The organism is Streptomyces sp. NPDC045026 (assembly GCF_056432625.1).
The window spans coordinates 251,206-263,956 of the sequence record NZ_JBWKIS010000006.1; the positions used below are offsets into that span (position 1 = coordinate 251,206).

Below are 12,751 nucleotides of genomic sequence, written 5' to 3' on the forward strand. Positions count from 1 at the left end.
CGGAGTGGGGGACCGACGCCCGTGGCGCGTCGATGTTCAGATGAACACCACTCGGATGGCCGCAATCGCCCTGTATGGGCGCTAATCACGCCTAATTTCACATTCTGCGAAGTGTGATCGGGGTGCCGTCAGCCGGTTCGATTGGTCGGCGGGGTGCGGGAGTTGGGCCCGGGTGCAGGTCACCGATCGGTATCGGTCGGTGTGTATAGTCGGGCGCCAGAGGTCCCCTACGTCAAAGAAAGACGAGGTCGCGCGGTGAAGAAGCTTCTCCTGGTCGCACTGGCCGCCATCGGCGGGCTCCTCGTGTACCGCCAGATCCAGGCGGATCGCGCCGAGCAGGATCTGTGGACGGAGGCGACTGACTCCGTACCCACGGGTTCGTGAGTATCGACGACAGTCTCTTCAAGGCCCCGATCGCATGTGCGGTCGGGGCTTTGTGCTGTTCGGGGAGTGGGTGCGCGGTCGGTTCCGGGCGCAGTCGGTTCCGGAGCCGATCATTCGCTTGAGTAAATTATTTGCTTGCTTTGGCGAATCCCAGTGGGGTGCACGGGGCGCCGGCGGCAGGATGGTCGTCCGGCGATGAGGCGGTGGCGGGGCGACGAAGGGGCGCGTGATGAGTCGGCGCATAGGGCGGCGCCTGGTGGGGCGCGGGCATGGACGGCCGGTGTCGGTGCTCAAGGTGGCGATGTGCGCGGTGGCCGTGCCGGTCGCGGTGGTGGCGCTGCCAGGGGTCGCGGTGGCAGGGGACTCGGCTCCGTATGTATTCGCGCACGGGGCGAAGAGCGTCCAGGGCGCGTTGACCAGTACGGATGCGGCGGAGCTCAAGGCCGGGGAGACGTATCGGAGCTCCATCGAGGTGGGGGCGAAGGGCGCCGGGCTCGACAGCGGGTCGGGTGCGAAGGAAACGGCCGGCACGCGTCACTACCGTGTCGACCTGGACGGATCCTCCGATACGTATGTCTCGGCGGTGGCGGTGCCGAAGATCGGGGCGGACGTGAAGGTGGCGTTCAACGACAGCATTTCCGTGACCCTGCGGGACCGGCAGGGCAATCGCTGTGACTCCGAGGTCGCGGCGTTCCGCTCCGCCGAATATCCGAGGCCGATAGCCGCCACCGCGGAGAGGGTCGTACGGGAGGGCGGCGGGCGCTGTCAGGATGCGGGTGCGTATGACGTGGTCGTCACGCGCAAAACGGCGCCGGATTCCACCCGAGAGCGCTGGGACCTGGAGCTGAGCGTCTTCTCGGAGCCCGCGCTCAAGTCGCCGCCCGCGACCACCGGGTCCGGGGCCTGGTCGTCGGCTTCTCCGCGACCGCCCGCCTCAATCCCCTCCGAACGCCGGGGCGGCACGGGTTTCAACGACGCGCAGAGCCTGCGGCAGGGCGTCTGGAAGGACCGGATCCGCCCGGGGCAGACCCTCTTCTACCGAGTGCCGCTGGACTGGGGACAGCAGCTCTTCACCGAGGCCGAGCTGGGCACTTCGGCGGGTGACGCGGGCCGTAGGGGCTTTGTGCCGAACGCGCTCAGTGTGGCCCTGTACAACCCGGCGCGTACGCCGGTCACTTCGAAGGACGCCTCGTATGGAGGGGAGTCCTCTGCGGCGGCCCTGGACTCCCTGCCTCCGGTCGCCTACGAGAACCGCTATCTGTCGCGCGCGGACGAAGCGGGCGTGCGGTTCGCCGGCTGGTACTACCTGAAGGTCTCCCTCACCCCGGAGATGAAGGGGACCTTCGGGGACAAGGAGTCCGGGCTGACGCTCCGTCTGACGGTCCAGGGGGACGGGGCGTCGGCGCCGGCGTATGTGCGGGATCCGGGGGCGTTCCAGGTCACGGACGCGGACCGGGCCGCCGCTGAGCGCGGGTCCGCGCAGGGCGGGGGCGCATCGTTGCCCTCGGCAGGCGGGCAGGGAGACGAGCGGGCGGCGCAGGGCGGGTCCAGCCGGACGAACCGCATGACGGTCGTCGGGATCGCGGGGATCGGCACGGGGTCCGTGCTGGTGCTGGGGCTCGGCGTATGGACGTATGTCGCTCGCCGGCGGGCGCCCGCCGGCTGGTAGGTGGGCGTCAGGTTCTCAGGCCTGGGTCAGCGCCCAGATGCCTACCGCGAAACTGACCAAGGCAACGAAAAGCACCGGGATCGCCACCTTCGCGGGCGGTCCCGGCCGTCGTTTCCGCACCCGCCGATGAGGGGTCGGGTTCGGGGCCGCGCCGCTGGGATTCGGGTGGCCGACGAGTGGAACCTGAACGCCCTGGGCGGTGTACGTAGAGATAGAGGCAGGCTGAGCGGGCGCCGGAGCCGGAGTGGGAGCGGCGTAGGAGCGCTGGGTGGCCGGGGTCGTGGCCGGAGTGTGGGGAGAGGGCTCGTGGGGGTGCGGGCGAATTGGTGGGGCGGGTGGTGGTGCTTGTGGTGCTGTGGGGCGGGGGTGTGGTTGGGCGGTGTACTCGGGAGCGTCGGGAGCTGTGGTGGGGGTGATGGGCCGCGGCTCGGGAGGGGTTTGCGCGAGACGCTGTGCGGAGGGCCGCGGGAGTGGCTGCGCGGGCGGTTGTGCGGGAGGAGGCGGCGGCAGGTGGAAGCTGCCGGTCTCGGACATGCTGGTCCCGGGCGTGACGGTGCCCGACGTGGCGGTCCCGAGGATGCCGGTTCGAGACGTGTTGGGCACCAGTGGGGCGCCGGACACGCGCAGGCCGGTCTGCGACGTGTTGGATGCCGACCCCGGGGGCGCGGGAGTGGCCGGGCCGGGGACAGACGGGCCGGCCGGTGGGGCGTCCGGCACCGCAGGGGCATACGGAGGCGGCGGTGGTGCCGGTGTCGGTGTCGGGGGTTCCGGTGGGAGTGGAGGCAGAGCCTCTCCCGGCCCAGGTTTCCGCGTCGTGGAACGGCCGCTCGTGCTGTGGCTCCGGCCCCGGTCGTGTACGAGGCCGGGGGCGACCGCCCGGGAGGTCTTGGTCGGGCCGTTCCGGGCGAACCCCGGTGGGAGAGCGCCCAGTTGGTCGAAGACCTCGACCAGTTCGTCGTCGGGTCCGGGCTCGGGAAGCAGTTCGGAGGCCGCCAGGAGGGCCTTGCGCGCGCCTGTCGCGGTACGGAAGCGCGCTTCGGGATCAGGCTGCAGCAGACCGGCCACGACGGTCCACAGGGGGCCGGGAATGCCCTGGGGCGCGCCAGGGGTGCCGTGGTCGGTGAAGTGCTCGATCAGGGCCCTGGAGTCCGGCCGGGCGCCCTGGAGCAGATACAGCGCGACGAGACCGACGGCGAACAGGTCTGCCGGGAAGTCCGGCTCACCGCCCATCGCCTGTTCGGGGGCGAAATAGCCGGGCGTCCCCACCACATAGTCGTTTTCGGTGAGCCGGGGCTCGCCCTTGCGCATCGCGATGCCGAAGTCCGAGAGGCGCAGATGAGGCCGGGCGGTGCCGGTCGCCTCCAGAAGGATGTTGGCGGGCTTGATGTCACGGTGCACGACCCCTTCCGCGTGCACGGCGGTGAGCCCGGCGAGGAGCTGGTCCAGGAGGAGGCACACGAAGGACGGTGGCAGGGGCCCGTAGTCACCGATCAGATGCGCCAGCGAGCCGCCGGCGACCAGGTCCATGGTGAACAGGACCTTGTCGTCGTCCGCGGCCCAGCTGGCCGGGGCGAGGACGTGGGGATGGTCGATCCGCAGTGCCTGTTCGCGCACGAAGCGGAGCAGGGTGTGGGCATCGCTCTGCAGCAGGACCTTGGCGGCCACATATCTGCGGCGCCGGTGGTCCCAGGCGCGCCATACCGCGCCTGTTCCCCCGCGACCGATCGGGTCGGCCAGTTCGTAGCGTCCGGCGAAGACCTCACCCATCGTGGTGCGTCGCTCCCCCCTCGGCCGTCACGACGCGTCCGGCCTCTCGGATGGTCCCGCGGCCAGGACCGGCCGCGGGAGTCGCGGCCGGCCCGATGTCGCTACCGTTCGGCCGGGATCAGCTCTGGTGCGCCTGATAGTGGGTTACGGCGTCGGACGTGCGCCCGGCGCCGTAGACCCGGAGGAACTCTGCCAGTTCCGGGTGGCTCGGGGCGAGGGTGTCCGCCGCATCGATGATGTCCCCGGCCGCGGAGACGGAGCGCAGCAGCGACTGGATCTCCCGGACCACGCGCTTGACCGTGGGCGCGCCTGAACTGGTCGTTGTCTGCGCGGTGTTGGTGAGCACCGAGCCCCCCTGTGACTTCTTGATCTCGTCCATACGCTCGGTGGCCTCGGCGGCGCTGACGCTTCCGTCGGCGACCTGACCCGCAAGGTCCTGGAGCAGCTGGACACGCTGGACGACGGCCGGATTGCCTATCTTCGCGCGCTGACCGCTCATCAGCTGGGACAGCATGGGTGCGGACAGGCCGAGAACCCCCGCGAGCCTGGCCTGGTTGAGGCCCAGATCATCGATGAGGCGACGGAAGAGCGCCCCCAGCGGCTCTCCGTACCAGTTTCGCTGGAGCTCCCGGGCTCTTGCGGTAGCTTCCTGCTGTGCGGCGTCCATTGCGTCTCCCCATCGCTTCCCCAAATACGGCGGTTCGCTGCCGCGAACCACGTGGGGCATCTTACGGAGAGTGGTTGTGGACCGGGAGCCCCAATCCTTTTGCGACATCCGGGGGGTGACCCGGTACTCTGGTCTGCGATGCGCACCGGATCGCACTTCTTCCGGTTCGACGCATCGTTTTCGGGGCCTTAGCTCAGTTGGTAGAGCGCTGCCTTTGCAAGGCAGATGTCAGGAGTTCGAATCTCCTAGGCTCCACAGGTTCCACGTGAAACACGTGAACGCCGTAGGGCGGGAGACCACTGGTCTCCCGCCCTACGGCGTTACTGCTCGTCCGAAGCTCAGCCGCGGTCGTTGCGGTCGGCTTCCGCCTCCGCTTCGGCCTGCTTGGCCTGGACCTCGGGGTCGAGGGCGCTCTGGCCGTTGCCGTCCACCGATGACAGGGGCGTGGTGTCCGGGACCTCGGTCGCGGCCGGCGGTTCGACCAGCCAGTCCGGGTTGGCCTGCTTGTCCCACCACTTCCAGGCGGCGAAGGCGCCCCCGGCGAGGACGCCCACGATGAGGAGGCCCTTGGCGACGCGTCCGGCCCGCGCCCGCCGTTCGTGCTTGCGGACGAGCTTCTGGATCTCCTTCGGCGACACCTGCCCGCGCAGGGCGGCGAGCGCCGCGACGCTGCGGGCCGTCGCCTCCTCGCGGACGGGCTGGGCGGCGGCCACGGCCTGCTCGATCCGCGGCCTGGCGTAGACGGCGGCCTGGCGGGCGGCCTTCCGGGTGCGGACGGCCGCCTCCTGCGCGGCCTGGTCGACCTTCGGCGGCACATGGGCGCGGGCCTGTTCAAGATGCGGTGCGAGGTATGTGTCGTATTGGTCGCGGGTCTGCTGCGCAGCCTGCGACATCACGGGCGCGAGCCGTACGCGCGCTTCTTGCGCATACAGTGCGGCCCGGTCCTTGGCCGTCTCGGCGTAGGGCGCCACCACTTCCGCGGCGTGCAGCACGCTGTCCTTCGCCGAGCCGGTCGCGGCGCGCACGCTGTCGATGCGGGTCACGGGATCCTCCTCCTCGGTGGCGTACAGGTTTTCACCTATCCACCCTTTTTCGGATCATGCCTGCCGGACGGCAGTGCGGCATGCGAGGGCGGGCATTCGGGGTATAAGCCGCCATTGGGCGTACCGAGGTACTCCAGGCAATAGCTGATCAATACGGTGCAAGGGGGGCTTGCGGACGACAATGCCACGGATCGCCGTACGGCGCGCCTCCTCGGTGCCGACTCGGCCGGAAATTCTGCGGCTTCCGTCGGGCGACGGGCCAACGGGGGCGTGCGAGGATCGGATCGTCACAGAAGGCAACGGAAGGCAGATCGTGGCTGAGCAGCTCTACGCCACCCTGAAGACCAACCAAGGCGACATCGAAGTCCGGCTGCTGCCGAACCACGCGCCCAAGACGGTCAAGAACTTCGTCGAGCTCGCTCGGGGTGAGCGGGAGTGGACCAACCCGGAGACGGGTGAGAAGTCCACGGACAAGCTCTACGACGGCACGGTCTTCCACCGGGTGATCAGCGGTTTCATGATCCAGGGCGGTGACCCGCTGGGCAACGGCACGGGCGGTCCTGGCTACCAGTTCGAGGACGAGTTCCACCCGGACCTGGCCTTCGACAAGCCGTACCTGCTGGCCATGGCGAACGCGGGCCCGGGCACCAACGGCTCCCAGTTCTTCATCACGGTGTCGCCCACGGCCTGGCTGACCCGTAAGCACACCATTTTCGGCGAGGTCGTCGACGAGGCCAGCCAGAAGGTCGTGGACTCCATCGCGACCGCGCAGACCAACCCGCGTACGGACCGGCCGGTCAAGGACGTGGTCATCGAGTCGGTCGTCGTCGAGACCCGCTGACGGGAACCCGGCCGACGGGAACCATTACGCCCCGCTCATCCGTAAGGATGGGCGGGGTCATGTGTTGACCGCGCACGTTTCGTACGAGGGGATTCCGATGGATCAGGTGCCAGGCAGTCCGCAGAGTCCTCAGGACGCGCAGGCCACGCCCCGCTGCTACCGGCACCCTGACCGTGAGACCGGGATCCGCTGCGCCCGCTGCGACAAGCCCATCTGCCCGGACTGCATGGTCAGCGCCTCGGTGGGCTTCCAGTGCCCGGACTGTGTGCGGGGCGGTTCCGGTACGGGGCACGGCCCGGCGGCCAGCCGGCCGAGGACGATCACGGGCGGCACGATCGCGGCCGATCCGCGCCTGGTCACGAAGATCCTGATCGGGATCAACGTGGCGGTGTTCATCGCGGTCCATGTGTGGGGCAGGCTGCTCTCCGACCTCGTCCTGGTCGGGGCCTGGCCTCCCGCGCCCTACGTCCCGAATCAGGGCGTGGCCGGCGGCGAGTGGTATCGACTGGTGACGTCGATGTTCACGCACCAGGAGGTGTGGCACATCGCGTTCAACATGCTGGGCCTGTGGTGGCTGGGCGGTCCGCTGGAGGCGGCGCTCGGCAGGGCCCGCTACATCGCGCTGTACATGGTCTCGGGGCTGGCCGGCAGCGCGCTGACCTACGCGATCGCGGGGCCGAGTGAACAGTCCCTCGGTGCGTCCGGAGCCGTCTTCGGGCTCATGGGTGCGACCGCGGTGCTGGTGCGGCGCCTCAACTACGACATGCGTCCCGTCATCGGCCTGCTTGCGCTGAATCTGCTCTTCACGTTCACGTGGGGAAACATCGCCTGGCAGGCCCACGTCGGCGGTCTCGTCGCCGGTGTGGTCGTCGGGTACGCGATGGTCCACGCCCCCAGGCAGCGTCGCTCACTGGTGCAGTACGGGACCTGTGCGCTCGTCCTCGCAGTGGTGGTCGTCACTGTGCTTGTGAGGACGTCCCAGCTCACTTGAGCTCGGTCTGTGACCGACGTTGTCCACAGACGGTGCCGGATCCTGTGCACTCGGTGGGGAACAGGTGTGCCCCTTGTCGCTGACCTGGGTTTTCCCAGCCAGGACAAGGGGCGAACATGTGGGCGAGCTGCGGTGCGTCAGTCACACCGGCGTCAACACCCGGCGGGTTATCCACAGATCTTCCGACCTTTTCCCCACTGTGGAAACAGCTGTGGATAACTCAGTGGATAGCTGGGGCCAGAGCTACTTCCACTCCGTGGAGCAGAGCTACTTCCACTGCGTGGAAACGCCGAACCCAGCGGCGATGAAGCCGAAGCCCACGACGATGTTCCAGTTGCCGAGCGCGTCCAGCGGCAGCGAGCCGTTCGTCACGTAGAACACGACGATCCAGGCGAGCCCGATCAGGAACATCGCGAGCATCACCGGGGCTACCCAGCCGCGATTCGTCAGCTTTATGTTTGCCGCCTGCTTCGACGCCGGCGGCGGCGTGTAGTCGGCCTTCTTGCGGATACGTGACTTCGGCACGAGGGTCTCTCCTGTCGATGCGCTGCGTGGCCGCGCAGGGGACGTGGGCTGGCTCCGGGCAGCGTACAAGGGGAATCTCGGCGCTCCCCCGGGCGTCCGTTAGCGTAGTGCTTCCGCGGCGCTGAAGGAGATAAGGGTACGTTGAGCAATTCTGCCGACTCCCAGGAAGAGCCCCCCGGCGGGGGCGGCGGCCCCCGCGTGCGCTTCCGTCCCGTGCGGTTGCTGACCGTGGCCGTGTTCGCCCTGGCCGGGCTGATCTTCTTCACCAGCTTCAACACCGCCAAGGGCACCAACATCCGCACGGACACCTCGCTGCTGAAGCTCTCCGACCTCATCCAGGAGCGCAGCCACAAGAACGGCCAGCTCGAGGAGTCCAACAGTGCGATCCGTGACGACGTGGACGCCCTCACCGAGCGCGGCGGCGCCGGCACCAAGGCCCAGGACGCCAAGCTGTCCGCCCTGGAGAAGGCGTCCGGCACGAAGAAGCTGCGCGGACAGGCCGTCTCGGTCACGCTCGCCGACGCCCCGCCGAACGCCACCGCCAAGCTCCCCGGCTACCCCGAGCCCCAGCCCAACGACCTGGTCATCCACCAGCAGGACCTCCAGGCCGTCGTGAACGCCCTGTGGAACGGCGGCGCGCAGGGCATCAAGGTCATGGACCAGCGCCTCATCGCCACCAGCGCCGTGCGCTGCGTCGGCAACACCCTGATCCTCCAGGGCCGCGTCTACTCGCCCCCGTACAAGATCACCGCGGTCGGGGACCCGGAGAAGCTGAAGCAGGCGGTCGCCGCCTCGCCCCAGATCCAGAACTACATGCTCTACGTCAACGCCTACGGGCTCGGCTGGAAAGTCGAGGACGACGGGGCGGTGACTCTTCCCGGTTACTCGGGCACAGTGGATCTCCACTACGCGAAGCCCGTGGAGTAGCCGCCTGGGGGAGCCTGTGTCGGTCCGAGTGGTCGTCAGGACGTTCAGCGAACTGTGCATCACGGTGGGCGCCCTGATCGTGCTGTTCGTCGCCTACGTACTGTTCTGGACCGGCGTGAAGGCCGACAGTGCCATGGATCACCAGATCGACTCCCTCCAGGACCAGTGGTCCAAGGGGTCGGTGGCGGTCGAACAGCCCCGGCCGGGCCCGTCTCCGAGCGAGAGCCAGAGCCCCACCCAGGACGAGAGCCCGGTCCAGGCCCCGTCCCCCTACAAGGACGGCAAGCCGTTCGCCGTCATGTACATCCCGCGGCTCGGTTTCACGTGGAACAAACCGGTGCTCCAGGGGACGGGCACGGACATCCTCGAGAAGGGTCTCGGCCACTACGCGGGGACGGCGCAGCTCGGGCAGAAGGGGAACTTCTCCGTCGCCGGCCACCGCCGCACCTACGGCGACCCGTTCAAAGACTTCCCCAAGCTGCGCCCCGGCGACGCGGTCGTCCTCACCGACGGCACGACCTGGTTCACGTACCGCATCGACACCAAGCCCTACAAGACGCTGCCCAGCGATGTCGCCGTCATCGACCCGGTGCCGCGCAAGTCCGGATACACGGAGCCGGGCCGCTATCTCACGCTGACGACGTGTGAGCCGGAGTGGGGTCACAGCCACCGGCTGATCGTCTGGGCGCACCTTGATGCCACCCAGCCCGCGGAGGCCGGGAAACCGGAGGCCCTGCGCCGTTAGTCTGTTGCCGTACGGCGACGGAAGGGACGGCATGTACGGCTGGATCTGGCGGCATCTGCCGGGAAACACGTGGATCAGGGCACTGATCTCGCTTCTGCTCGCCCTCGCGGTGGTCTACGTGCTGTTCCAGTACGTCTTCCCGTGGGCCGAGCCCCTGCTCCCCTTCAACGATGTGACGGTGAACAACTAGTGGGCGAGAGCAGGCGACGCAGCCGCATTCTCGTAGTCGACAACTACGACAGCTTCGTCTTCAACCTTGTCCAGTACCTGTACCAGCTGGGCGCCGAGTGCGAGGTGCTGCGCAACGACGAGGTCGAGACCCGGCACGCGCAGGACGGCTTCGACGGCGTACTGCTGTCCCCCGGCCCCGGCGCCCCCGAACAGGCCGGTGTCTGCGTCGAGATGGTGCGCCACTGTGCGGCGACCGGCGTGCCCGTCTTCGGCGTCTGCCTCGGCATGCAGTCAATGCAGGTCGCGTACGGCGGTGTCGTGGACCGCGCGCCCGAGCTGCTGCACGGCAAGACGTCCCTGGTGCGGCATGAGGGCAGGGGCGTCTTCGCGGGGCTGCCGGACCCGTTCACGGCGACGCGCTACCACTCGCTCGCCGCCGAGCCGGACACCGTGCCCGACGAACTCGAGGTCACCGCGCGCACCGAGGACGGCATCATCATGGGCCTGCGCCACCGTGAACTGCCCGTCGAGGGCGTGCAGTTCCACCCCGAATCCGTCCTCACGGAACACGGTCACCTGATGCTGGCCAACTGGCTGGCCGCCTGCGGCGACAAGACCGCGGTGGCACGATCGGCCGGGCTCGCCCCGGTCGTGGGCAGGGCCTCGGCGTGACCGCCCTGCGCCCCGAGCGCGAGGGAGCCTCGTACGAGCACGAACCGTACGAGGCTGCCGGCGCGTTCGAGGCGGCCGTTCAGCGGCTCGACGACCCGCTGAACGATCCTCTGCCCGGGCAGCATCCCTCGCCCTGGTTCCGCGCCACGGACGACACGGACGCCACGGACGGGTCCCAGGCGCCCCGGCCGGACCCTCAACAGCCGCTCCAGGCCCATCCGTCGCCCCACCTGTCTCCCCAGCCGGAGCAGGAGTGGTACGACCCGCAGGGTTACGCGCAGGACTGGTACGGCGGCGAACAGCACACGCCACAGTCGGCGCAGGTACAGCACACACCACAGCCGCCGCAGGTACAGCAGACGCCGCAGCCCTCGTACGTACCGCCCGTCCGCGAGTACGAGGCGAGCCCGCCGCGGCCCGTCCCGGACGACGAGACCGTGGCCCTGCGGACTGCGGACGCCCGACGAATGGTCGAGCCGGACACAGACGCCTACACAGCCGCAGAGACCGACAACGAGTCCGATTCCGGCTCCGGAACCCCTGAGCGCGAGCGCTCCGCCGCGCCCGTGGTGACCGGTGGCCGGGCCGCGCGCAGGAAAGCCGCCAAGCAGGGCGGCAGGCACTCGGCGGCAGTCGCGCAGACCCCGGAGCCCGCCTCTCCGCCCCGCAGCCGCCTGGAGGCGCGCAGGGCGGCCAGGGCGAGCAAGCCCAGTACCAGTGAGGTCGCCAGCCGGGCGATCGGCGAAACGTTCATCACCATCGGCGTGCTGATGCTGCTCTTCGTCACGTACCAGCTGTGGTGGTCGAACATCCGGGCCCACCAGCAGGCGGGCAGCGCGGCGCACCACCTCCAGGACGACTGGGCGAACGGCAAGCGCGAGCCGGACAAGTTCGCGCCCGGCCAGGGCTTCGCGATCATGCACATCCCGAAGCTGGACGTCGTCGTGCCGATCGCCGAGGGCATCAGCAAGACGAAGGTCCTGGACCGCGGCATGGTGGGCCACTACGGCAAGGACAGCATCGAGACGGCGATGCCGAGCGCCAAGACCGGCAACTTCGCGGTCGCCGGGCACCGCAACACGCACGGCGAGCCGTTCCGCTACATCAACCGGCTCCAGCCGGGCGATCCGATCGTCGTCGAGACGCAGGACACGTACTACGTGTACAAGATGACGAGCATCCTTCCGCAGACCCCGCCGAGCAACACGACCGTCCTCAATCCGGTCCCCCAAGGCTCCGGGTTCACGGCTCCCGGCCGGTACATCACGCTGACCACGTGCACGCCGGAATTCACCAGTACGTATCGAATGATCGTCTGGGGCAAGATGGTCGAGGAACGGCCGCGCAGCAAGGGGAAGCCGGACGCGCTCGTGCAGTAGCGGGGCAGCGGCTGGCCATACGCGGGGCAGCGGCACGCAGGGGCAGTCCGGACGGCACGGGCAGTACGGGCAGCAAGTAACAGGTACAGGTACAGGTACGGGTTCAGGGACAGGGACGGGGCACAAGCAGTGGCAGCGACGACCGACCACGACGAGCGGGCCGGCGAGGCACCGCCCGCGCCACGACGCGGCCGTGGCCGCATCGCCGGCGCCGTCAGTCTCTTCGGTGAGCTCCTCATCACGGCGGGCCTGGTCCTCGGCCTGTTCGTCGCCTACTCGTTGTGGTGGACGAACGTGGTCGCGGACCGCGCCGCACACAAGCAGGGCAACAAGGTGCGCGACCAGTGGTCCGACCCCGGACCCGGCGCGCTGGACACCAAGAACGGCATCGGCTTCCTGCACGTTCCGTCGATGAAGAACGGTGAAGTGCTCGTCGAGAAGGGCACGTCGTCGAAGATCCTCAACGACGGTGTCGCCGGCTACTACACCGACCCGGTCAAGTCCGCGCTGCCGCCGGATGCGAAGGGCAACTTCGCGCTCGCGGCGCACCGGGACGGGCACGGCGCGAAGTTCCACAACATCGACAAGATCAAGAAGGGCGACCCGATCGTCTTCGAGTCGAAGGACAAGTGGTACGTCTACAAGGTGTACGACATCCTCCCCGAGACGTCGAAGTACAACGTGAAGGTCCTGGGCGCCGTCCCCAAGGAGTCGGGCGTGAAGAAGCCCGGCCGCTACATCACGCTGACGACGTGCACACCCGTCTACACGTCCACGTACCGCTACGTGGTGTGGGGCGAGCTGGAGCGGGTCGACAAGGTCGACAGCAAGCGGACGCCTCCGCCGGAGCTGCGCTGACGGCACGCCACCGGCACACGTAAGAACCCGAACCACCGCACGACAGAACCCCGGCACCGCCTCCGCGGTGCCGGGGTTCTGTGTTGCCGGGGTTCGTGCTCGGCGGGCGCCT

The 12,751-nt window shown here is 68.9% G+C and carries 14 protein-coding genes and 1 tRNA gene; 11 read left to right on the forward strand and 4 right to left on the reverse strand.

Going from position 1 to position 12,751, the window contains the following annotated elements; translation table 11 throughout:
• Positions 1 to 255: 255 nt before the first annotated feature.
• Both AC07EJ_RS16335 and AC07EJ_RS16340 read left to right on the forward strand, forming a co-directional pair.
• On the forward strand, positions 256 to 384 hold the full coding sequence (locus tag AC07EJ_RS16335) for a DLW-39 family protein (protein ID WP_003999697.1): 129 nt from the start codon (positions 256 to 258) through the stop codon (positions 382 to 384).
• Positions 385 to 613: 229 nt separating this feature from the next.
• Positions 614 to 2,053 carry a hypothetical protein gene (locus AC07EJ_RS16340; protein ID WP_389487588.1) on the forward strand — a complete coding sequence of 480 codons (1,440 nt, stop codon included), beginning with the start codon at positions 614 to 616 and terminating at the stop codon, positions 2,051 to 2,053.
• A gap of 15 nt (positions 2,054 to 2,068) precedes the next feature.
• On the opposite strand, the gene AC07EJ_RS16345 is transcribed toward AC07EJ_RS16340, so the two are convergent.
• Together AC07EJ_RS16345 and AC07EJ_RS16350 are read right to left on the reverse strand one after the other, a co-directional pair.
• Positions 2,069 to 3,820 (reverse strand): serine/threonine-protein kinase, encoded by a 1,752-nt coding sequence (locus AC07EJ_RS16345; RefSeq protein ID WP_478884423.1) that lies wholly within the window; start codon positions 3,818 to 3,820, stop codon positions 2,069 to 2,071.
• Positions 3,821 to 3,938: 118 nt separating this feature from the next.
• Positions 3,939 to 4,487, reverse strand: a complete 549-nt coding sequence (locus AC07EJ_RS16350) for a helix-turn-helix domain-containing protein (RefSeq protein ID WP_100597242.1) — start codon at positions 4,485 to 4,487, stop codon at positions 3,939 to 3,941.
• A 182-nt stretch (positions 4,488 to 4,669) separates the two neighbouring features.
• Here AC07EJ_RS16350 and AC07EJ_RS16355 point away from each other — a divergent pair.
• A tRNA-Ala gene (locus AC07EJ_RS16355) sits at positions 4,670 to 4,742 on the forward strand.
• 83 nt (positions 4,743 to 4,825) lie between these two features.
• On the opposite strand, the gene AC07EJ_RS16360 is transcribed toward AC07EJ_RS16355, so the two are convergent.
• The gene (locus tag AC07EJ_RS16360; RefSeq protein ID WP_393584104.1) at positions 4,826 to 5,530 is read right to left on the reverse strand and encodes a DUF5324 family protein; all 705 of its coding nucleotides are present in this window, start codon (positions 5,528 to 5,530) and stop codon (positions 4,826 to 4,828) included.
• Positions 5,531 to 5,843: 313 nt separating this feature from the next.
• Between AC07EJ_RS16360 and AC07EJ_RS16365 the strand changes: the two genes are divergently transcribed.
• Together AC07EJ_RS16365 and AC07EJ_RS16370 are read left to right on the forward strand one after the other, a co-directional pair.
• Positions 5,844 to 6,371 carry a peptidylprolyl isomerase gene (locus AC07EJ_RS16365; protein ID WP_389487594.1) on the forward strand — a complete coding sequence of 176 codons (528 nt, stop codon included), beginning with the start codon at positions 5,844 to 5,846 and terminating at the stop codon, positions 6,369 to 6,371.
• Between the two features lie 97 nt (positions 6,372 to 6,468).
• Positions 6,469 to 7,362 (forward strand): rhomboid family intramembrane serine protease, encoded by an 894-nt coding sequence (locus tag AC07EJ_RS16370; RefSeq protein WP_389487596.1) that lies wholly within the window; start codon positions 6,469 to 6,471, stop codon positions 7,360 to 7,362.
• A gap of 267 nt (positions 7,363 to 7,629) precedes the next feature.
• Here the strand turns inward: AC07EJ_RS16370 and crgA are convergent, their stop codons facing one another.
• The gene (gene crgA, locus AC07EJ_RS16375; RefSeq protein ID WP_383890139.1) at positions 7,630 to 7,887 is read right to left on the reverse strand and encodes a cell division protein CrgA; all 258 of its coding nucleotides are present in this window, start codon (positions 7,885 to 7,887) and stop codon (positions 7,630 to 7,632) included.
• A 141-nt stretch (positions 7,888 to 8,028) separates the two neighbouring features.
• Here crgA and AC07EJ_RS16380 point away from each other — a divergent pair, with 141 nt between their 5' ends.
• From AC07EJ_RS16380 to AC07EJ_RS16405, 6 genes are all read left to right on the forward strand, one after another.
• Complete coding sequence (locus tag AC07EJ_RS16380) at positions 8,029 to 8,814, forward strand: DUF881 domain-containing protein (protein WP_389487598.1); 786 nt, start codon at positions 8,029 to 8,031, stop codon at positions 8,812 to 8,814.
• Between the two features lie 16 nt (positions 8,815 to 8,830).
• Entirely contained in the window at positions 8,831 to 9,559 is a 729-nt protein-coding gene (locus tag AC07EJ_RS16385) for a class E sortase (protein WP_393584101.1), read from the forward strand.
• A 31-nt stretch (positions 9,560 to 9,590) separates the two neighbouring features.
• Positions 9,591 to 9,749 (forward strand): hypothetical protein, encoded by a 159-nt coding sequence (locus AC07EJ_RS16390; RefSeq protein ID WP_389487602.1) that lies wholly within the window; start codon positions 9,591 to 9,593, stop codon positions 9,747 to 9,749.
• On the forward strand, positions 9,749 to 10,402 hold the full coding sequence (locus tag AC07EJ_RS16395) for an aminodeoxychorismate/anthranilate synthase component II (RefSeq protein ID WP_389487604.1): 654 nt from the start codon (positions 9,749 to 9,751) through the stop codon (positions 10,400 to 10,402). Before AC07EJ_RS16390 ends, AC07EJ_RS16395 begins: the two co-directional genes overlap by 1 nt.
• Positions 10,399 to 11,781, forward strand: a complete 1,383-nt coding sequence (locus AC07EJ_RS16400) for a class E sortase (RefSeq protein WP_389487606.1) — start codon at positions 10,399 to 10,401, stop codon at positions 11,779 to 11,781. The genes AC07EJ_RS16395 and AC07EJ_RS16400 overlap by 4 nt, the downstream gene beginning before the upstream one ends.
• Before the next feature lie 129 nt (positions 11,782 to 11,910).
• Complete coding sequence (locus AC07EJ_RS16405; RefSeq protein WP_389487608.1) at positions 11,911 to 12,639, forward strand: class E sortase; 729 nt, start codon at positions 11,911 to 11,913, stop codon at positions 12,637 to 12,639.
• The last annotated feature ends 112 nt before the right edge of the window (positions 12,640 to 12,751 follow it).

What these genes read in the sequence shown, in the direction of transcription:
- AC07EJ_RS16340 (WP_389487588.1), top strand. Translation starts at nt 614, where the DNA reads ATGAGTCGGCGCATAGGGCGGCGCCTGGTGGGGCGCGGGCATGGACGG.
- AC07EJ_RS16345 (WP_478884423.1), bottom strand. Translation starts at nt 3,820, where the DNA reads ATGGGTGAGGTCTTCGCCGGACGCTACGAACTGGCCGACCCGATCGGT.
- AC07EJ_RS16350 (WP_100597242.1), bottom strand. Translation starts at nt 4,487, where the DNA reads ATGGACGCCGCACAGCAGGAAGCTACCGCAAGAGCCCGGGAGCTCCAG.
- AC07EJ_RS16370 (WP_389487596.1), top strand. Translation starts at nt 6,469, where the DNA reads ATGGATCAGGTGCCAGGCAGTCCGCAGAGTCCTCAGGACGCGCAGGCC.
- AC07EJ_RS16390 (WP_389487602.1), top strand. Translation starts at nt 9,591, where the DNA reads ATGTACGGCTGGATCTGGCGGCATCTGCCGGGAAACACGTGGATCAGG.